Annotated in this window: 22 protein-coding genes; 8 read left to right on the top strand and 14 right to left on the bottom strand. The window is 37.9% G+C overall.

The features are described from left to right. Positions 1–21: 21 nt before the first annotated feature. From R3F25_07150 to glnA, 4 genes are all read right to left on the bottom strand, one after another. Positions 22–240 (bottom strand): hypothetical protein, encoded by a 219-nt coding sequence (locus tag R3F25_07150; protein MEZ5496591.1) that lies wholly within the window; start codon positions 238–240, stop codon positions 22–24. Positions 241–303: 63 nt separating this feature from the next. Then, positions 304–1,452, bottom strand: coding sequence for a mechanosensitive ion channel family protein (locus tag R3F25_07145; GenBank protein MEZ5496590.1), 1,149 nt, complete (start codon positions 1,450–1,452; stop codon positions 304–306). A gap of 33 nt (positions 1,453–1,485) precedes the next feature. Continuing rightward, positions 1,486–1,896, bottom strand: a complete 411-nt coding sequence (gene mscL, locus R3F25_07140) for a large-conductance mechanosensitive channel protein MscL (protein MEZ5496589.1) — start codon at positions 1,894–1,896, stop codon at positions 1,486–1,488. A gap of 130 nt (positions 1,897–2,026) precedes the next feature. Beyond that, positions 2,027–3,433 (bottom strand): glutamate--ammonia ligase, encoded by a 1,407-nt coding sequence (gene glnA / locus R3F25_07135; protein MEZ5496588.1) that lies wholly within the window; start codon positions 3,431–3,433, stop codon positions 2,027–2,029. A gap of 304 nt (positions 3,434–3,737) precedes the next feature. Here glnA and R3F25_07130 point away from each other — a divergent pair, with 304 nt between their 5' ends. The 4 genes from R3F25_07130 (at position 3,738) to thiL (ending at position 9,394) form a co-directional block, all read left to right on the top strand. Further along, positions 3,738–6,074, top strand: coding sequence for a hypothetical protein (locus R3F25_07130; GenBank protein ID MEZ5496587.1), 2,337 nt, complete (start codon positions 3,738–3,740; stop codon positions 6,072–6,074). A gap of 115 nt (positions 6,075–6,189) precedes the next feature. Beyond that, positions 6,190–7,899, top strand: coding sequence for a proline--tRNA ligase (locus tag R3F25_07125; protein ID MEZ5496586.1), 1,710 nt, complete (start codon positions 6,190–6,192; stop codon positions 7,897–7,899). Next, positions 7,896–8,492 (top strand): methyltransferase domain-containing protein, encoded by a 597-nt coding sequence (locus R3F25_07120; GenBank protein ID MEZ5496585.1) that lies wholly within the window; start codon positions 7,896–7,898, stop codon positions 8,490–8,492. The genes R3F25_07125 and R3F25_07120 overlap by 4 nt, the downstream gene beginning before the upstream one ends. Beyond that, positions 8,492–9,394 (top strand): thiamine-phosphate kinase, encoded by a 903-nt coding sequence (thiL, locus tag R3F25_07115; GenBank protein MEZ5496584.1) that lies wholly within the window; start codon positions 8,492–8,494, stop codon positions 9,392–9,394. Before R3F25_07120 ends, thiL begins: the two co-directional genes overlap by 1 nt. A gap of 59 nt (positions 9,395–9,453) precedes the next feature. Here the strand turns inward: thiL and R3F25_07110 are convergent, their stop codons facing one another. The 10 genes from R3F25_07110 to R3F25_07065 all read right to left on the bottom strand — a co-directional run bounded on the left by R3F25_07110 (position 9,454) and on the right by R3F25_07065 (position 15,571). Beyond that, a complete protein-coding gene (locus R3F25_07110; GenBank protein MEZ5496583.1) occupies positions 9,454–9,879 on the bottom strand; it encodes a thiol-disulfide oxidoreductase DCC family protein in 426 nt (141 codons plus the stop codon). Positions 9,880–9,977: 98 nt separating this feature from the next. After that, positions 9,978–10,313: a hypothetical protein gene (locus R3F25_07105; GenBank protein MEZ5496582.1), complete on the bottom strand. Its 336-nt coding sequence runs from the start codon at positions 10,311–10,313 to the stop codon at positions 9,978–9,980. Then, complete coding sequence (locus tag R3F25_07100) at positions 10,313–10,828, bottom strand: hypothetical protein (GenBank protein MEZ5496581.1); 516 nt, start codon at positions 10,826–10,828, stop codon at positions 10,313–10,315. Before R3F25_07100 ends, R3F25_07105 begins: the two co-directional genes overlap by 1 nt. Then, positions 10,825–11,769 carry an MlaD family protein gene (locus R3F25_07095; GenBank protein ID MEZ5496580.1) on the bottom strand — a complete coding sequence of 315 codons (945 nt, stop codon included), beginning with the start codon at positions 11,767–11,769 and terminating at the stop codon, positions 10,825–10,827. The genes R3F25_07100 and R3F25_07095 overlap by 4 nt, the downstream gene beginning before the upstream one ends. Beyond that, positions 11,766–12,569: an ATP-binding cassette domain-containing protein gene (locus R3F25_07090; GenBank protein MEZ5496579.1), complete on the bottom strand. Its 804-nt coding sequence runs from the start codon at positions 12,567–12,569 to the stop codon at positions 11,766–11,768. The genes R3F25_07095 and R3F25_07090 overlap by 4 nt, the downstream gene beginning before the upstream one ends. A gap of 2 nt (positions 12,570–12,571) precedes the next feature. After that, positions 12,572–13,363 (bottom strand): ABC transporter permease, encoded by a 792-nt coding sequence (locus R3F25_07085; GenBank protein ID MEZ5496578.1) that lies wholly within the window; start codon positions 13,361–13,363, stop codon positions 12,572–12,574. Beyond that, positions 13,363–13,665 (bottom strand): STAS domain-containing protein, encoded by a 303-nt coding sequence (locus tag R3F25_07080; GenBank protein MEZ5496577.1) that lies wholly within the window; start codon positions 13,663–13,665, stop codon positions 13,363–13,365. Before R3F25_07080 ends, R3F25_07085 begins: the two co-directional genes overlap by 1 nt. Before the next feature lie 77 nt (positions 13,666–13,742). After that, on the bottom strand, positions 13,743–14,330 hold the full coding sequence (locus tag R3F25_07075; GenBank protein MEZ5496576.1) for a peptidylprolyl isomerase: 588 nt from the start codon (positions 14,328–14,330) through the stop codon (positions 13,743–13,745). After that, on the bottom strand, positions 14,327–15,010 hold the full coding sequence (locus R3F25_07070) for a hypothetical protein (GenBank protein MEZ5496575.1): 684 nt from the start codon (positions 15,008–15,010) through the stop codon (positions 14,327–14,329). Before R3F25_07070 ends, R3F25_07075 begins: the two co-directional genes overlap by 4 nt. A 3-nt stretch (positions 15,011–15,013) precedes the next feature. After that, positions 15,014–15,571 (bottom strand): dual specificity protein phosphatase family protein, encoded by a 558-nt coding sequence (locus R3F25_07065; GenBank protein MEZ5496574.1) that lies wholly within the window; start codon positions 15,569–15,571, stop codon positions 15,014–15,016. 77 nt (positions 15,572–15,648) lie between these two features. Between R3F25_07065 and R3F25_07060 the strand changes: the two genes are divergently transcribed. The 4 genes from R3F25_07060 (at position 15,649) to R3F25_07045 (ending at position 17,427) form a co-directional block, all read left to right on the top strand. Then, a complete protein-coding gene (locus tag R3F25_07060) occupies positions 15,649–16,140 on the top strand; it encodes an RNA polymerase sigma factor (GenBank protein MEZ5496573.1) in 492 nt (163 codons plus the stop codon). A gap of 91 nt (positions 16,141–16,231) precedes the next feature. Further along, positions 16,232–16,522, top strand: a complete 291-nt coding sequence (locus R3F25_07055; protein ID MEZ5496572.1) for a hypothetical protein — start codon at positions 16,232–16,234, stop codon at positions 16,520–16,522. Between the two features lie 12 nt (positions 16,523–16,534). After that, on the top strand, positions 16,535–17,086 hold the full coding sequence (locus tag R3F25_07050) for a DUF4252 domain-containing protein (protein MEZ5496571.1): 552 nt from the start codon (positions 16,535–16,537) through the stop codon (positions 17,084–17,086). Positions 17,087–17,181: 95 nt separating this feature from the next. After that, entirely contained in the window at positions 17,182–17,427 is a 246-nt protein-coding gene (locus R3F25_07045; GenBank protein MEZ5496570.1) for a type B 50S ribosomal protein L31, read from the top strand. Positions 17,428–17,598: the final 171 nt, after the last annotated feature.

Here is a 17,598-nt window from a genome sequence, read left to right as displayed (position 1 = left end):
AGTTCAATCAAAAGCGATTATTTATGAAAAAATAATTTTACCAATGATTAGTAACACAGAATATACCATGATTGTTAAGGCAATCCATGTCGAAAACTTCTTCACTAAATCAGAATAGTTGACTTTATGCCCAACAACAGCCCAAGCACCATTTGGCCTGACTTTTTCACAAAACTTAAGTGTAGTGTTTAAATCAACCGGCTTTTGTTTATGATATTGAGTGTTGAGATACCAACTCAATCCCAAAAAAACCTAAAATTATCAGCCAATCAATCCAACTTAGAACCATAAAATCTATAGACCCTAATCTCTTTTCGGCATCTCTTTGATATAAACATCCTGTTTTGCGTAAGGAATCTCGATACCAACTTCATTGAATTTCTTATAAACTTTCATATTGAGTTCGTGCACAACTTTTCCTCTTAAAACAGGCTCCTCAATCCAACAAAGCAATTCAAAATCAAGGCTGGATGCACCAAAAGCACGCATCCGCACTCTTGGTTCAGGGTCTTTACAGACATTATCACATTCATCTGCTATAGACTTTAGAACATCACAAACCTGATCCACATCACTGCCATAGGCTGCTCCGACTTTGACGCGGATGCGGTATTTCTCCCAGCGACCGGAACTTTCATTTTGTACTTTTGCATTTCCGATGACAGCATTCGGTATGGTGATTTCAACATCATCACGAGTGAGAATACGAGTGGAGCGAATACCAACATTGGTTACCATTCCGCGTTCTCCGGTACTGATAACAATATAATCTCCCACCTTATATGGCGTATCAGCCAGAATAAAAAAGCCGGAAAACAGATTGGATAAAGTGTCTTTGGCGGCAAAACCGACGGCTATACCAATAACTCCGGCAGATGCTAACCAAGCTGTTGGATCGATTCCCCAAATTAACAAAATAAAATAGGAACCGGTTCCAACGATAGCAATTTTTCCTATTAACGAAAATAACGGGACTGTTTTATGCTGAATCATTCGATAACGATTTTTTAATCCGCTCAATACTTTCAGTAACAATGCCAGTATTCCAAATCCTCTGGACATCCATACGAAAACCAAAATAGTTAGTAGCAAATGAATCAGAGTGGATTTAGCGCCCGAGGATATATCAAGTGTATTCGTCGCCAGAATTAAAAAGAAGAAAAAAACCGTCAAAAATATCGGTCTTTTCAGCAGCAGAACCAGCTCGTCATCTGCATTTGTTTTAGTCCGCTTGGTGAGTTGGGTTGCACTTCGCATGACAACGAATTGCACGATTTTTCCAAACACATATCCGATACATGCAATGATTAAAAATTTAAGCATCGGGATTGCCTGAAGTCGATCCCAATAAGGTTGCCAAGATTCAGGTAACCAGTCAGCAAACTTACCAATCATACCAACGACTTCGGTTTTTACGTTTTGAGTTTCGCTTTGAATTTGTTGAAAAAACATAATTTATTGAGCGTGTTTTATTGATTCAGCCAATTATTCCTTATTATTTTTTAATAAAGCGTCACGGATTTCTGTCAGTAAAATTTCTTCTTTGGATGGTTCTGGTGGTGCGGCCGGTTTTTCTTCCTCTTTTTTCTGCATTTTGTTCATCGCTTTAACAACCATGAAGATAGAAAAGGCAATAATAATGAAGTTAATAATCGTTTGAACTGTATTTCCCCAGTTGATTGTCACTGCCGGATTTTCTGCAGTCGCCTCTTTAACAACCAACGACAAATCTGAGAAATCAACACCTCCGATGAGAACACCAATCGGCGGCATGATAATATCATTAACCAGCGAAGTTACAATTTTACCAAAAGCAGCGCCGATGATAATACCAACTGCCATGTCAACAACATTTCCTTTAACCGCAAATTTTTTAAATTCAGATAACATACCCATAGTTTGACTCCTAGTTTGATTAAAGACGCTATGGTAAACGAATTACACCAAGTTGGCAATTTTTTAGTTTTGAGGATTTGTGAAGAGGCGTGGAGCTTTGCAGAATATCCGCAAAGCTCCGATAAAGAGTCTATCTTGAATAATACATATCAAACTCAATCGGATGAGTTGTCATGCGTAAGCGTGTGACTTCTTCCATCTTCAATGCGATATAACCATCAATAATATCATCATCAAAAACACCACCCACTTTCAGGAAGTCACGATCTTTATCCAAAGCGCTCAATGCTTGATCCAGAGAATGACAAACAGTTGGAATGTCTTTTTCTTCTTCCGGTGGCAAATCGTATAAATCTTTATCCATTGCATCACCAGGGTGAATTTTATTTTTAATTCCATCAAGACCGGCAAGCATCATCGCCGCAAACATCATGTATGGATTACCCATTGAATCACCAAAACGAACTTCAATACGTCTTCCTTTGGGACTGGATACAAACGGAATACGAATTGAAGCCGAACGGTTTTTAGCTGAGTAAGCCAACAATACAGGAGCTTCAAAACCCGGAACCAATCGTTTGTAGCTGTTAGTTGATGGATTGGCAAAAGCGTTAATGGCACGAGCGTGTTTGAAAATTCCACCGATGTAATACAGTGCTTCTTCTGATAATCCACCGTATTTATCACCTGAGAAAAGATTGTTTCCGTCTTTTGACAACGATTGGTGAACATGCATACCACTACCGTTATCACCAACGAGCGGTTTTGGCATAAATGTTGCAGTATATCCGTACTCATGAGCCACATTGTGAATCACATATTTCATCATCAATAATTCGTCAGCTTTTTTCAAAAGCGTATTGAACTTCACGCCAATTTCACATTGTCCGGCAGTCGCCACTTCGTGATGATGAACTTCAACTTCAATACCAATTTCCTGTAACACGGTACACATGGTTGCGCGCACATCATTTAAAGAATCCACTGGGGGCACAGGGAAATAACCACCTTTAACTCCCGGGCGATGGCCGGTATTGTTTTCAACATTTCCATAAGAATCCCAGGCACCTTCACGAGAGTCTATTTCATAAGCCATTTTATGCATGTCACATTTCCAGCGAACACCGTCAAAAATAAAGAACTCCGGTTCAGGACCAAAAAACGCGGTATCAGCTATTCCACAACTTTTGAGATAAGCTTCAGCTCTTTTTGCCAATGAACGAGGATCTCTGTTATATCCTTGCATGGTATTTGGTTCCAGAATATCACAACGAATAATCAATGTGGATGCAGCTGCAAAAGGATCGACAAAAGCAGTTGTTGGATCTGGCATTAAAACCATATCTGATTCGTTAATAGACTTCCAACCGGCAATAGAAGAACCATCAAACATTTTTCCATCTTCAAACAAATCTTCATCCACTGCAGAAACAGGCAACGAAACGTGTTGTTCTTTTCCTAAAGTGTCACAGAAGCGTAAATCAACAAAAGCAATTTCTTGCTCCTTTATCAAAGCAAGTATATCTTGGGCATTCATAATCAATCTCTAAAGTTGTCGTTAAAAAATCAGTATCTCAGAGAGTTAAATTGTATTGATGCAACACACTATTAACTCATTGTGTCCTGCATTTTGACGGAGAAAAAACTCCAAAGGCTTGGACTTACGAATACTAGCAGAAGCAAATATAACAGTCGATAAAATCGGCGAATAAACTCAAAAAAGTTAACACGCCCAATAAAATAAAGAGCTTTTTTGATAAGTATAAAACTCTGATTGATTTTTGAGGGATGAATTTGCTGTTTTTTTGAGATATACTAAAGAAAAAACAAAAGGTGATGTGATGAAAAGAATACTTCTTTCAATTTTTGTAATCATAAGTTTTTCTTCCAATGCTCAGGAAATTAACAAGTATTTACTGGAAACACCAACTAAAGACTCTGTTTATTATCCAAAAGAAGTATTGAACTTACCCACCGCAACACCTGCAATTAAATCGATTTTCCAGTTACGAGGTTTTACCAGTTACCAAGTGAATGTTGATATCAACGGCAATGATATCCGTGGAGATGCTGCCAATGAGCCTTCTATCGCTGTCAATCCTCTTAACCCTAATCAAATTGCCATAGGATGGCGCCAATTTAATTCCATAGGAAGTGACTTTCGTCAGGCAGGAAGAAGTTATAGTGATGATGGTGGTGTAACCTGGAACTATCAGGAGGTATTTGAGCCTGGAGTTTTCAGAAGTGACCCGGTGCTGGAGTCGGATGCTGATGGAATATTTTATTATCAAAGTTTAAAGGTTGTGAACAATATTTTCAATGTTGACCAATGGATGTCAGTGAATGGCGGAAGAACATGGACAAACAAACTGAATGCCTATGGAGGAGATAAGTCATGGTTTACCATTGATAAAACGAATGGATCGGGAAGAGGTAATATTTATGCAGCCTGGAATGTTGCTGGTAACAGTTACGCTCCCCGAACATATAACAACCTGATCTATGGCTCAAATGCTTTTACCTATCCGGTAACAATTCCGCGTAACCCGATTTTTGGAACAGTTGATTTTGGCAACGACCAGAATTTTTACGTCATTGGTATTGAAGGTTATGGTGATAGCTTAGGAAACTTTTATCTGACAAAATCAGCAAATCCAGAACAGCGAGTGCCATTATTTCACCAAATCACTAAAGTTGAAATGGGGGGATATGTAAGAATCGGGGGAATAGTTAATCAAGTTGGGCTTGATGGACAACTCAATGTCAATCTGGACAAGTCTAACAGGACCTCAGAAAATAATGTCTATGTTCTTGGCTCAATCAATTCAGCCGATCCTGATGATCCGTTGGATATTATGTTTGTCAGAAGCACCGATGGCGGTCTTACTTTTTCAGAACCCAGAAGAATAAATACCGATGATTCCGGAAACTGGCAGTGGTTGGGAACGATGTCAGTTGCACCTAATGGTAGAATTGATGTGATATGGAACGATACCAGAAACCGTGATGGTTCTGTTGGTAGTAGTAGCACCTCAAGTCTGTATTATACTTATTCATATGATGCAGGGATGACATTTGCTAAAGAACAAGCCATCAGTCCTTTCTTTAATCATTTGCTCGGCTATCCAGTTCAGCGAAAAATGGGTGATTATATTGATATGGACTCGGATAACTTGGGAGCACATATCGCTTACACAGCAACATTTAATGGGGGCCAAGACGTCTACTATTTAAATGCAAAACCATCCGCTGTTGAAGAAAATCCAGATTTTCCCACCATTTTTAGTAAAAATGTTTGGGCATCATCTGAAATTCCACGACAAGGAATTCTATCAACAACATTAATAAACAATGCCAATCAGAATAATCCATTGCTCGCTTTTGATGCTATTTTCACAAATAAACCGGATGGTACGCCTTTTTGGTTAATAGCTACCGGCCAAGTTCCCTTAGAGAGCGATAGTTATTCCGTTCCTGTTTACATGCCAACCGGTGATTTATCAGAAAATGGGAAACCAACGCAAGCCATAGGTAAACTCACAAAATACAGGGTAAGGGATGAAAATGGTGAATTGGTTGATAATCAATTACGGTTTGATTTTGACTTCTCAGATAATGTTAAACCTTGGTTGGTTGAAAATGCAGGTAATCAATATGATGAAAATTATTTTGATACCAATCCATACAGAGAAATTATAAAGTCTATAACTCTAAACTCATTAATTCCCAGACAACAGTCTCGTGAAGATACTTGTAATATTAATGGGCAATTTTTAGAGACAGCCGGTGAAAAAAGTGAAGGGCGCGTCCAATATACCTATCGCAGAGATGGAAAACTGAATCTTTTTGCCGCAGACTTTACATACAAAAAAACTATTAATGAAAATGATGAGCTGATATATGAACTTGATGAAAATGGACTAACCATTCCAACATGGGAAGTTATGAGTTCAATTGGTAATGGAGTGGACTTTAATAACTCTGTCACAAATCAGGTTTATAAAATAACACATGGTCAGGGTTTTATGGAAATTGGTGATGATCCAGGACTAGTTGATTTGGGTACTGAACAAGTTACTGAAAATGATGGTGTATTAGTGACAATGAAGCCAGACTCCACTGTTGAAGAAATGACAATACAAGCCTATAGTGCTTATTGTGGAGATATTATTTATTAAAGAAATTTGTGTTATTTATTTCCAACACTTAGGAAATCCATACAGTTAGGGGAAATAGCTATTCAATAAACGGACATTACGTTATCATATCCCTTTTTCAAAGGGAACGAGAGTTTTGAGAGCAACACAATTTCATTTACAAACCCGAAAAGAAACACCGGCTGATGCAGAAATCGTAAGTCATAAACTTATGATCCGTACCGGAATGCTGAACCGTTTGGGCTCAGGATTGTACAGTTGGACTCCTTTAGGTTTGCGAGTTTTAAGAAAAATTGAAAAAATAGTTCGTGAAGAAATGGACAAAGCCGGTTGCCTGGAAATGCTGATGCCATCAATTCAACCGGCCGGATTATGGCAGGAAACCGGACGTTGGGATAAGTACGGTGGCTTACTTTTAAAAATAAAGGACAGAGCGGAAAGAGATTTTTGTTTTGGGCCGACTCATGAAGAAGTCATTACTGATTTTGCTCGCAAGGAAATCAAATCATACAAACAATTGCCCGTCACTTTTTATCAAATTCAAACAAAATTCAGAGATGAGATTCGTCCTCGATTTGGAGTCATGCGTGCTCGTGAGTTTTTGATGAAAGATGCTTATTCGTTCCACCTTTCTACGGATTGTTTAAAAAACACTTATGCCATAATTCATCAGGCGTATTGCAATATTTTTGAACGAATTGGCCTGAAATATCGCCCTGTCGAAGCCGACTCCGGAGAAATTGGTGGAACCGGTTCTCATGAGTTCCATGTACTGGCCGATTCGGGTGAAGATGCGATAGCGTATTCGACTGAAAGTGATTATGCCGCCAATATTGAAAAATGTGAGGTTTTACCTCCAACAACCGAGCGTCAAAAACCTCAAGAAGAATTAAAAACGGTCGATACACCAAACAAAAAATCTATTACTGAAGTTTCTGAGTTTTTAAATGTTTCACCTGAAAAACTGGTAAAAACACTGTTGGTTGAAGGTGTTGACGGACCTTTGGCTTTGGTTATTCGTGGCGATCATGATCTCAATGAAGTCAAAGCATCCAATCTTCCCCAAGTATCTTCTCCGTTAACAATGTTGGATGACAAATCCATTCGGGCTATTGCCGGTTGTGATGCCGGTTCCATTGGAGTTAAAGGTTTAAACTGCCAAATCATTGTTGATCGAGCAGTAGCTGTGATGAGTGATTTTGTGACCGGAGCAAATGAGGATGGCAAACACCTCACTGGTGTAAACTGGGATAGAGATGCGAAATTCAATCAAGTTGAAGATTTACGTAATATTCAGGTTGGTGATCCAAGTCCGGATGGAAAAGGCACTATCGAAATTGCGAGAGGAATTGAAGTCGGGCATATTTTTCAATTGGGAGAAGTATATACACAAGCCATGAATGCAGTCATTCTTAACGAAGGTGGCCACTCTCAAGCAATGACCATGGGTTGCTATGGAATTGGCGTATCGCGTGTGGTTGCAGCAGCTATTGAACAAAATCATGATGAAAAAGGTATTGTCTGGCCTCAGCAAATTGCTCCATTTGCTGTTGCGATTCTGCCAATGAATATGAAAAAATCCGAAAGAGTCAAGGAATACGCTGAAAAATTGTATGACGAACTGGCCGCAAACGGAATCGAAGTCTTCTTTGATGACAGACCAATTCGTCCGGGAGTGATGTTTGCCGATGCTGAGCTTTTAGGAATTCCACACCAAATTACCATTGGTGACCGCTCATTAGATGATGGTGAAGTGGAATACAAGTCCAGAAAAGACATGCAAAACACACGAGTTAAAATTGATGAAATCGTCAATTACACCAAATCGTTAGTTGCTAGCTCATGAAAACCAAACAAAAAATTAAAGGCAATAGTCTGAAAGAATCCGCAGTTTTTTTAAAAAATGCGATATTTAAACCAAAAGAAATCGCTTATGTCTTTCCGAGTTCCCGAGCTCTGATTCGATCCATTGCGATTCGATCTGGTTTAAGTGAGGCGAAAAAAATCATTGAATTAGGACCCGGAACTGGTGGCACAACTAAAGGCATTCTTTCAGAAATGCGTGAAGATGCCAAACTTTGTGCCGTTGAGATTAATAAAAATTTTGTTGAATTCATTAAAAAAAACATACCTGATGAGCGTTTAAGCGTTTGTCATGATGGAGCTCAGAACCTTGCTGAGATCGTTAAACAACAAGGTTGGCAGCATGCTGATGTGATTATTTCCGGCATTCCCTTTTCTACATTGCCTAAAGGAATGGGTGAAGAAATCATGCAAAGCATTTATGAAAATATCAAACCTAACGGTTTGTTTGTCGCTTATCAATTCCGTGATCGTGTCGGAAAATTGGCAACCCCGGTTTTTGGTGAACCTAGCAGCTATCTTGAGATTAAAAATCTTCCGCCAATGCGAATTTATGTCTGGCAAAAAAGTGAATAATGGAATTTGACTTAATCGCCTTTATCAAATCCAAAACAAAATATGATAAAAGTGTCATCCTAGGAATAAATGATGATGCAGCGGTATTATCATTGAATCCAAATAAACAACTTGTCGTTTCAACGGATACATTGGTCGATGGAGTTCACTTTGACAACAAGATTTCTCCACAACAACTCGGTCATAAATCTTTGGCTGTAAACCTCAGTGATTTGGCTGCCATGGGAGCAACTCCAAAATGGTTCACCTTGAATTTAACACTTCCAAAAATAGAAATGCCATGGATTGAGGAATTTGTCAAAGGCCTCTTAAAATTAGCAAACAATCACAAAGTCAATTTGGTGGGTGGTGATACCACTCAAGGCCCGCTTTCAATTACAATCACTGCATTTGGAGAAGTTGAAACCGACCTGCTTCTGACACGCTACTCAGCCCAAACAAAAAATCTGATTGCAGTCACCGGACAACTAGGAAGCGCTGCATTTGCTTTAGATCATCCTGAATCCGAACTAACAAAAGCATTATTCACACCCGAACCACAGTTAGAAATTTCTCAACAAATCAGAGAATTCGCTACATCTTGTATTGATATTTCCGATGGTTTGCTTGCAGATTTGGGGCACATTTGTCATCAAAGCCAAAAAGGTGCGAAAATCTCTCTGGAACAAATTCCTGTAAATTCATTGGTCAAGAAATCACCACAATGGTCACACTATGTTTTATCAGGAGGTGATGATTATCAACTATGTTTCACTTTTAATCCTTCAGATTTAACCAAGTTACCAGATAATTGCACGATTATTGGACAGATTTGCTGTAGCGGCGGAGTTCGCGTTTACTCTGGCAACAAAGAGATACAAATTTCTCAGAAAGGATATGTGCATTTCTCAAACAATGGATGACTATAAAATCATAGAGTAATTTCTAACCAGCCTTTGCTCATTCAAATTCTCGTGTAATCTTATTTCAAAAAGCGATTTAACTGCTCAGTGCTTGGTAAGTCACATTCAGTCTTTTTACCAAACAGCTTGTAACGATTCGAGGCAACCCTGTCATACAACCAGTCACGAATCGGGCGCGGAATTACTGAAAAAATCATTAAAAACCGGAATCTATACGGCAACCTTTTTATCACTCGAAAGAATGCATCGCTTTTATAAAAGACGAAAGACTCTTCGACGACAAGCATCGTTTCAAATGTCTCTGTTGGTAAATTATAAAACTCAAGAATAGCTTTTCCTTGTTTTGATTGAACAGATGCCAGTTTAAAAACAGCCTTGTTATCCTGTTTGATAATAAACTTTGCCCAGCCATTGCAGAGATTACAAACTCCATCAAAAAGAATAACTTTATCGCCTGAGCTCAGGTAAGGGGCTAATTTTTTCATAATGAATCCAACTACAATTTCAGGTTGCAGTTTATAAAATTAATGCATTTAAAACTTCCACTATGATAATTGTGGAAATTAAGTCGTTGGTCTTTAGTTCAGATTTGTTTTAATTTATACCAAGTGAGTTTTTTTTCGTGTTGAGATTCAAGCATGGCAGAAAGTTTTGATAAGTAGATGATATTTCCTTGATTTGGCTTTTCGGCGTTATCAAATATTAATGTATATTCTGAGAGTTTGACTTCTACGATACCTTTATCTTGGACCGTAAATATTTCATCAGTAAGTGTAATTCCTTTGGCCAAAAGAATCTTTCCCAGTAGTTCTTTTTCCTCATAATTGAGTTGATAGATCTCACTTTTGACATCGTCATCAGATTTCATTTGCCAGTATGTTAAGCCCAGCTCGTCACAAAGTTGTTGCGTTAAATTCATCACTGAATTTCATCAACTAATTGAGCAACGATTTCATTAATGAGTCGTTGAGCTGTATGAGCAAAATCAGAAATAGACTCACCATTGATTTCGGTTTGTTGCTTATAAGTTTTATTGAGTATTGTGTTTCCACTTTTATCAGCCAGTAAAAACTTAATCGCCACAACGGCTGAGTTATTATCCTTTTCAAGATTGAGGATGGTGGAAGATAAAACGTAGTTGGTTTCATCCTCTTTACCCAAGGTGTCTTCAAGATAATTTTGCAGTAATACTTTTGGCGAGTCTAACCAGAAGTGGTGTTGCATTTGCATTAAGCCGCCTTCTTTAGTTAGAACCACCATCGGACGATTGCCTATTATGCCCATTGCTTGAGGTCGCTTGATTTCAATTTTTTTATCAATTGAATTTTTTGTTGCTTCAGGAAAACGAAAGTATAGTTTATCGATGCTCTTTTTGCCTGAAGATGAGCAAGCAGAAAGGAGAAAAATCAGGGTGATGATGCTCAGTTTTTTCATAAGTCTTCATCCGCTATTTTAGATTTCTTTTCAAAAATCAACTGAGAAGGATTGCGTCTGATAATTTCCGTGGCTTCATTCAGGTTCATGCTGGCGCTTTCAATTTCGTTGGAAATGGTATCGGCTTTTACCGCAAATGACTGAACCATTTTATGTGCTACATCCAGAATTTGTGCCACTTTATTGTCACTATTATTAACCATTTTATCACCGGATTCGAGTAACTGATTGACTTTATCAACACTGGTTTCCAGCCAGCTTCCTAACGATTTGACTTCTTCGGAGAGTTGGTTGAGATTGGCAATCATGCTATCAATTTTTTCAACATTGTCTTCATCAAGTAATGTTTCTGCAGTATTTACCAATTTGTTGATGTCTTTGACCAGATTATCAATAGAGCCCAGAACTTCGGGGATTTGGGTTTCTAATGATTTGGTTAGTTTGTCAGTTCTTTCATAGACCAGGTCGAGTAAAGGAGTGATTTTTTCGTCGTTTAATCTTTCAAAATCACTAGCCAGATTTGAAACGGTTGCCATAATATCTTCGGCAGCTTCTCCTTTGATTTCACTTTCCGGTGCAAAATATTGATTTGATTTTCCGGCATAAATAGCCAGAGACATATCCGATAATAATCCGCTGGATTCAATTTTTGTTACACTATCTTGTGGAATTTTCCATCCTTGAATCACAGAGTATCGGGTTTTGAATTTTAAATTACCATTTTGAAACTCAGGAGTAATCGATTCAACCTGGCCAACACGATAGCCTTCATAGTAAACAGGGTTTCCATAACTCAACCCGGTAACATTTTTGAAATAACTGTAATAACTTTCAGTTGCTTCATTTCTGCCACTCATTTTCAACAATAATAAAATGGCAGTCCCGCCAATGAGTATGGTGAAAATTCCTACAAGTAAATAGTTGTTGTAAACTCTTTTCATGAGATTGTGTAATTTTCCTGTGTTAATCGTTTTAAATATTCTTCCGGGTCAACCGTTTCGTGTCTGGCTCGACGTTCCAATAAATCCTGTACGCGTTTGATTTTGGAGTTTTTAACTTCCTCAACTGTTCCTGTAAGCAGGTTTTTACCTTTATCAAGAACAGTTATCTTGTCCGCTATTTTGAAAGCAGAATCCAATTCATGGGTGACAACAACCATTGTCATACCCATTGCATCACGAAGTTTCAAAATTAAGTCATCAATTTCAGATGCTACAACCGGATCAAGACCAGCAGAAGGTTCGTCGAAAAATAACAGCTTCGGATCCATAACGATGGCTCTTGCCAAAGCGGCTCTTTTAATCATTCCCCCGGAAAGTTGAGAAGGCATTAGTTTTTGGAAACCACCAAGGTTTACCACTTCCAACTTCATCCGAGATATGATTCTAATGGTGTTTTCATCCAAATCAGTAAATTCTGTGAGCGGAAAAGCCACATTTTCACCAACCGTCATGGAAGAATATAAAGCTCCTGATTGAAAAGAAACTCCAATATTCCGCAACAAATCATGTTTTTCATGAAATTTCAATTTATCCAAATCATGTCCGAGAACGTTTATTTTCCCCGAAGTTGCTTGATACAAGCCGAGAATATGCCAAAGCAATGTGCTTTTCCCGGAACCGGAACCACCCATGATAACACGAATTTCACCTTCCTCAACTTTGAGGTTGACACCGTCTAATATTTTCCTCTGGCCGTAGTGAGTGACTAATTCTTCGACTTTTATGACATAATCTTTCATACTTATGCCCTTGTCAGGAAGTAACTGAAAATCATATCTGCAACAACGATGGCAGCAATCGATGCAACAACCGCTGTTGTTGTTGCACGCCCCACACCTTCGGCTCCTCCGGTGACGTTGAAACCTGTTGTTGCTCCAACCAGACCAATAATGATTCCGAAAACAACGCTTTTTACCAATCCTTGTGTCACATCTCCGACAATCAAAACGTCAAACGACTCTTTTAAATACGCCATCAAACTCATATCCAGAGAATCCACACTAAACACCGCCCCACCTAAAATTGCCATAAAATCCGCAACTAATATTAACAGTGGCATGGAAATAATTAACCCCAGTAGCGGGGGTAGTACCAAATACCTGACCGGAACCACGCCCATCACCCGCAAAGCATCAACCTCCTGCGAAACAACTTGTGAACCAATTTTGGCTGCTAATGCAGCACCCGAACGGCCGGCAACAATAATCCCAATTATCAAAGGAGAAAACTCTCTGGTGACCGATTTAGCAATTGCTAAAAGAACCTGAGATTCTGCTCCAAAATCTGAAAACGCATATAACAACTGGATTGAAAGCATGACTCCAACCACAAAAGATAACGCCATAACAATTGGTAAAGCATCAAAACCAATCACACGAACCTGCTCCGCAACTTGTGCCAATCTCAGTTTCTGTTTATATTTGCGACCAACAATTAACCAGTAAATACTATCCAGAAAAAGTCGGCTGGCGAAACCAATTCGCTCTATTGCAAGAATCATTGATGCACCGATGCTTTCGATTATTCCTTTCATTATTCAATCGTGAAAACTTTGTCCAATCTTGCTAATTCCATTATGGCTTTTACTTGTTCGCTGGGCTGAATAAGCACAAAAGATTTCTTTTGGCTTTTTGCCATCTGCAATCCCTCGACTAAAGAGGCTATTCCGGACGAATCAATATAATTCACATCCGATAAATTCACTCGAACTTTTTGATCGGTTTTTAAAGCCCCAAGAATGGTTTTTCTCAGCTCATTTGAATTTGAAAGGTCAATTTCACCTTTGGCGAAGATGGTGCAGGTATCACCGGATCTGTTAAACTCTATTTCTTCCACAACTCTTTTCTGCTTTTTTGTTCAATTTTAGCACGAAAAACTGAAATGAAAAACTGAAATAAAAAACCAGTCTCAGATTATTTCACTTCAATACTTTGAATAATTATTGGTACCAAAGGCACACTTGCAGAGTTCAGCCGTTCGCTAAAACCGGTTTTGACGTTTGAAATCGCATCCAGAACTTCCATTCCCTCTATGACTTCTCCAAAAACTGTATATCCCCAGTTTTTACGATTGGGATCTAACGATGGAGAATCAACAAGGTTGAAAAAAAACTGTGAACTTGCGGAATGAGGGTCATCATACCGAGCCATAGCAATTGTTCCGCGAGTGTTTTTTAAACCATTCCCGGATTCATTAAAAATTTTCTTACAGGTTTTAATTTCCTCAATTTCTTTATTGTAACCTCCTCCTTGTATCACAAAATTATTTTCCACTCTGTGAAAAATAGTGTTTATGTAAGAACCATTTTTTACATACTGCAAAAAATTATTGACCGTAATTGGAGCTCGTGTTCGATTCAATTCAATTAAAATATCACCTTGAGTGGTATTGATTAGTACTTCGGGAAACATTTTGTCTGGATAAATTTCAGAATCTTCACAAGAATGGGTGGTGTTGTTTATTAACAATATTAGAAAAGCTGAAAGTAAAATTTGTTTCATTGTTGTTTTAAGGCCTGTAGCCATTCCTCCATCGTAAATTCCGGTTTTTTTAATAATTTCACAACCAACTGACCTTGCGTTCTTTTAAGGCAGCGATCGGCTTTAAACTCATCTTCGAGAGTATTTCCCATGTTAACACATGGATCGGATTTCGCCATTTTCTTCAGTTGCTCGGTGATTTCTTCATTGGTCAGAATTTCTTTGAGTTGTATGCGAGCTGATTCCGAGCACTTTGCAGAATCCGCCAGACAAACCTCAAAATCAATATGACTTGGTGCCAAATACATTTTCTCGCGTTGGAAAATTCGTACCGGCGGAGCAATTTCGTCTCTGTAAATAATATTTAGTAAAACCCACTTGAGCATTTCATTAAACATGGACTGATGAATAAACTTCATTTGTGGGTAAAACTGATGCAAATAATCAGTCTGACGGTGAAGCTGTAAAATACTGTAGGATTCGAGTTTTGTGTAAAGTGAAATGAGATTTTGAGAGTTTTCCGTTAGACGAACCTTATCAATATAAAGTTGAATGGTTTCATTATCTTCTTTTGCTAAAGCTTGAGAGAGAAGAGTTAAATTGTCAAGCGGTTGTTTTTTGCTTTGCGGTTTTCCGCAGGAAAAAAGTGCTAAAATTCCACACAAACATAACAACTGAACAATCAGTTTTGAATGATTCATTTCTTACAATCCTTGTGATTGATTTTGTAAATCCTCTGCATAGCGATGAAGCCAGCTAATTTGCTCAATGGTTTCAGGCATTTTTAAACCACGAGCTTGACTGAGCTCAATCAAAGCCATATCTACCTGATAACCCATCTTTATCAACATGGAAGCAGCTACAATACCGGTTCGGCCAATACCAGCGAAACAATGAATCGCAATATTTTTACCGGATTTGAAATCATAAACCAGATTCTCAATCAATTGATTGAACGGAACAAAAAATTGAGGTGTGCTGTGATCTTTGATTGAAAAATTAACAAACTCTATACCATGACGCTCGCACTCACTTCCTTCCTCAACCAGAGAAAAGGAGTTCATCTCCTCAAAACTCAAAAGCGAAACCACAACATCAACTTTTTTCTTTGACAGATATTCTGCAAAAAATGGAAACTGACTGCCACTTGGAGGTTTGGGCATCATATACAACGAACTATTATTTATCTTATGTTCAAACAGTTGCTGATCCCATTGTTTATGTAAAAAAACCATATCCGTGTTGGTTGAAGAATTGGTCATAGAATTTGTTAAATTATTTGTAACAAAGCGTTATATTATACGTTATTAGTGAAAAACAATAGGAAAATAGCTGATAGATGAGCATTTGGTTCAGGCTGCAGGTTAATAAAAATCAAAATAAACTTTATGCGATATGCTACCAGATGCTACAAGACAGCCTGGAGGCCGAAGAAGTCGTGCAAGATTGTTTTATCAAACTGTGGCAAGCAAAAGAGAATGGTACCAAACAACCAAAAGCCTGGTTGTTTCAGGTTGCCAGAAATCAATGTCTGGATATTTTGAGAAAGCGAAAACATGAACTTAATTATCAGCAAAATAACTTTTTAAGTGATAATGTGGCGAAATCAGCTTGTGAAGAACTGCTTAATATCGAATTATCTGAGCATATTTCAGGGGCGATTGATGAACTAAATGAGCCTTATAAGTCACTTTTAGTTTTAAGAGAGGTTGGTGATTTAAGTTATCAACAATTAGCAGATGTAATGGATTTGAATGTATCACAAATAAAAGTATACTTGCATAGAGCCAGGAATACTTTAAAACAAAAGTTGGCTCAAATAGCCGCTTAAATTGAGAGCAATAGTAATGAGAGACAATTGTAAGGATAAAGAATTAGAGAAATATTTTAAAAAGGCCGGCGAGCTAAAATGTCCGCCTAGCATGAAAAATAGTCTTTATAAGAAACTGGAATTATCCAAACCCGGATTTTGGTCATTACCAAGATTTGCAATCGCGGGAATATCATTGGCATTTGTTGCATCATTCACAATGTTAATAAGCCAACACAACATTCATCAGCGTGAATTACAGATTGAACAAGCTCAGGATGATTTACAAATTGCAATGCATTACATCAACAGAGTTTCTTTAAAATCTTTGTCTTCTGTTAATAACAATGGAATTCGGCCGGCATTGATTAAACCCATTTCAAAAGCTGCAGTACTACTGTAGGAGAAAAAGGCTATGAAAATTATGAATAAAACATATAAATACATTTTGAGTTTTCTGCTAATGGTTTCACTCACAAGTGTTTATGCAGAATCAACCAGTGAAAAATTTTCACAATTAGTTGGAGCTCAACCGAGTGTGCAAATCAACCTTAGTGCAGCTATGTTGCGACTTTTGGCATCGGCAACAGAGGAAGAAAAAGATGTTTCATCTTTGCTTTCGGGGCTGAAATTAATAAGAGTGACTGTTTTTGAGATTAAACAAAAACAGAATATTGAGAGCATCAGGAGCGAAATCAATAAACTATCGGACCAAAAATCAGCCGGTGGCTATCAAAAGCTGGCAACGGTGGCTGAAGATGACTCTTTAGTTCAAATTCTCGCTCAGGTTGATGATGAAGGGTTCAACAGTTTATCTGTATTTGCACTGGATGACGATGATGAATTGGTTCTGATTGATATTGAAGGAAGCATTAAAATCTCTGAAATCGGTAATCTAATGAAACATTTTGATGTGGATTTGGATTTCAATGGTCAGAAAATAATAAAACAATCTGAAAAAGACTAAGAAAAGTTTACAAGACACTTGCATGAGACTAGAATACGCCGTTCAGATTTTTCAGTTGCATAATGTGTGCAGCGATACATTGTAGGAATAGAATTATGAAACAAGGCATTCATCCAGAATATAGAGAAGTAGTTTTTCAAGATTTGTCCTCGGACTTTCAATTCTTGACTCGCTCAACTATTCAAACAAAAGAAACCATCAAATGGGAAGATGGTAATGAGTATCCTTTGGTAAAAGTTGAGATTTCTTCTAAATCTCATCCTTTCTACACTGGTAAGCATAAATTGGCAGATACCGGTGGACGTGTTGATAAATTCCGTCAAAGATACGGTAAAAGATAATTTAAAATTATCTTGTTGAAATTACAAACCCGATAAATCTTGATTGATTTATCGGGTTTTTTTGTTACTACGGATTTAATTTTGAGTTAAAATAAGCAAAGCCTATATTTGTGATTGTCAATTTGCTTCTTTCGCAACAATCAAACGTATGTTTTAAATAATAAACTGGGG

The organism is Gammaproteobacteria bacterium (assembly GCA_041395445.1).
Classification (GTDB): Bacteria; Pseudomonadota; Gammaproteobacteria; order Xanthomonadales; family Marinicellaceae; genus NORP309.
This window is presented reverse-complemented; position numbering and strand designations above follow the sequence as displayed.

Excerpts from the sequence above, each read along its gene's own strand:
- R3F25_07145 (MEZ5496590.1), bottom strand. The coding sequence starts at position 1,452 with ATGTTTTTTCAACAAATTCAAAGCGAAACTCAAAACGTAAAAACCGAA.
- thiL (MEZ5496584.1), top strand. The coding sequence starts at position 8,492 with ATGGAATTTGACTTAATCGCCTTTATCAAATCCAAAACAAAATATGAT.
- mscL (MEZ5496589.1), bottom strand. The coding sequence starts at position 1,896 with ATGGGTATGTTATCTGAATTTAAAAAATTTGCGGTTAAAGGAAATGTT.
- R3F25_07055 (MEZ5496572.1), top strand. The coding sequence starts at position 16,232 with ATGAAAAATAGTCTTTATAAGAAACTGGAATTATCCAAACCCGGATTT.
- R3F25_07065 (MEZ5496574.1), bottom strand. The coding sequence starts at position 15,571 with ATGACCAATTCTTCAACCAACACGGATATGGTTTTTTTACATAAACAA.
- R3F25_07130 (MEZ5496587.1), top strand. The coding sequence starts at position 3,738 with ATGAAAAGAATACTTCTTTCAATTTTTGTAATCATAAGTTTTTCTTCC.
- R3F25_07070 (MEZ5496575.1), bottom strand. The coding sequence starts at position 15,010 with ATGAATCATTCAAAACTGATTGTTCAGTTGTTATGTTTGTGTGGAATT.
- glnA (MEZ5496588.1), bottom strand. The coding sequence starts at position 3,433 with ATGAATGCCCAAGATATACTTGCTTTGATAAAGGAGCAAGAAATTGCT.
- R3F25_07085 (MEZ5496578.1), bottom strand. The coding sequence starts at position 13,363 with ATGAAAGGAATAATCGAAAGCATCGGTGCATCAATGATTCTTGCAATA.
- R3F25_07050 (MEZ5496571.1), top strand. The coding sequence starts at position 16,535 with ATGAAAATTATGAATAAAACATATAAATACATTTTGAGTTTTCTGCTA.
- R3F25_07090 (MEZ5496579.1), bottom strand. The coding sequence starts at position 12,569 with ATGAAAGATTATGTCATAAAAGTCGAAGAATTAGTCACTCACTACGGC.
- R3F25_07110 (MEZ5496583.1), bottom strand. The coding sequence starts at position 9,879 with ATGAAAAAATTAGCCCCTTACCTGAGCTCAGGCGATAAAGTTATTCTT.
- R3F25_07100 (MEZ5496581.1), bottom strand. The coding sequence starts at position 10,828 with ATGAAAAAACTGAGCATCATCACCCTGATTTTTCTCCTTTCTGCTTGC.
- R3F25_07095 (MEZ5496580.1), bottom strand. The coding sequence starts at position 11,769 with ATGAAAAGAGTTTACAACAACTATTTACTTGTAGGAATTTTCACCATA.
- R3F25_07045 (MEZ5496570.1), top strand. The coding sequence starts at position 17,182 with ATGAAACAAGGCATTCATCCAGAATATAGAGAAGTAGTTTTTCAAGAT.
- R3F25_07105 (MEZ5496582.1), bottom strand. The coding sequence starts at position 10,313 with ATGAATTTAACGCAACAACTTTGTGACGAGCTGGGCTTAACATACTGG.
- R3F25_07075 (MEZ5496576.1), bottom strand. The coding sequence starts at position 14,330 with ATGAAACAAATTTTACTTTCAGCTTTTCTAATATTGTTAATAAACAAC.
- R3F25_07060 (MEZ5496573.1), top strand. The coding sequence starts at position 15,649 with ATGAGCATTTGGTTCAGGCTGCAGGTTAATAAAAATCAAAATAAACTT.
- R3F25_07120 (MEZ5496585.1), top strand. The coding sequence starts at position 7,896 with ATGAAAACCAAACAAAAAATTAAAGGCAATAGTCTGAAAGAATCCGCA.